Raw genomic sequence first — 958 nt, 5'->3', positions numbered from 1 at the left:
GTTCGAATCGATCCTCACGCCTTGGAGGTTTTGATGCGTGCAGGCGTCGTTGTCGCCGCGCAGCCCGGTGTGGAGGACCTCGCCGTACGGGCCGAGGAGTTGGGCTTGCACAGCTTCTGGGTCAACGACACCCCGATGGTCCACGGCGACCCCTKCGTCGAGGTGGTGGAGGGTGGTCCGCGGGATCCGTTGGAGCCGTCGGTCCCGGTCCGTGGCCGTGAGTGCGTTCCCGGCCCGCCGGACCGGGAGCGGAGCGCAGAGGCGGGCCCGGGCGCCGGACGCCGCCTCGCCGCCAGGCCGGGCCTGGCAGGTCCTGGCCTCCGGGAACTGGCGCCCCGCCCCGCCTCGGCGCGGTGAGCCGTTCCGCGGCAGCTGGCGTCTCGGTCAGGCGGTGGGGCAGAGCAACCCGTATGCCTGCGGGCTTCCCAGGAAGAGCGGCCGTCCCTGCGGATGGAACACCGTCCAGGAATCCTGTCCGTACCACCCGGCGCCGGAGGCACTGCGCCCATCCTGCCGAAGGCAGGGGCCTCATCGGTAATCCGGCGCGCGGCCGTGCTGCCGCGGGGGACCGCGAGGCATGAAGCTGCCTGCAGTGCACACCGTGACGGGTGAGAGGTCGGGTCGATGGCTGGGCGGATGACGTGCCGTTTCGGCAGCGCGGTCGCGAGGTGAGACCGATGCGGCGGCAGCCTGTCACAGCACCAGGATCGTTCACGGAATCGCGGCCAGAGCCTTGGATTTCCCGAGTTCGAGTGGTGAGGGACACCGTCGACGTGGTCAGGCGAGGTTGTTGTGCAGGTGGGTGATGTAGCGGTCGATGGCGTGGTCGCGTACGCCGTCGCTGGTGGGGGCGAAGGGGTCGGCGGTGGCGCCTTTGAGCKTGTCGGTGAGCTTGCCCAGGGCGGGCATGCGGTCGTGGAGGCGGCCTGAGGCGTCGATGTAGCGGACGGYGTCGACG

2 pseudogenes are annotated in these 958 nt (G+C 70.8%); one reads left to right on the top strand and one right to left on the bottom strand.

The features are described 5' to 3' along the window. Positions 1–357, top strand: a pseudogene (locus EAO75_RS48090) (hypothetical protein); the annotation flags it as partial. Between the two features lie 420 nt (positions 358–777). Here the strand turns inward: EAO75_RS48090 and EAO75_RS44720 are convergent. Continuing rightward, positions 778–958 (bottom strand): annotated as a pseudogene (locus tag EAO75_RS44720) (lipase family protein); the annotation flags it as partial.

Origin of the sequence: Streptomyces sp. UW30, from assembly GCF_008042075.1 — a bacterium.
In the GTDB taxonomy this organism is placed as follows: domain Bacteria; phylum Actinomycetota; class Actinomycetes; order Streptomycetales; family Streptomycetaceae; genus Streptomyces.
Note: the sequence above shows the minus strand (reverse complement) of the source record. Positions and strands in the feature narration are given on the sequence as shown.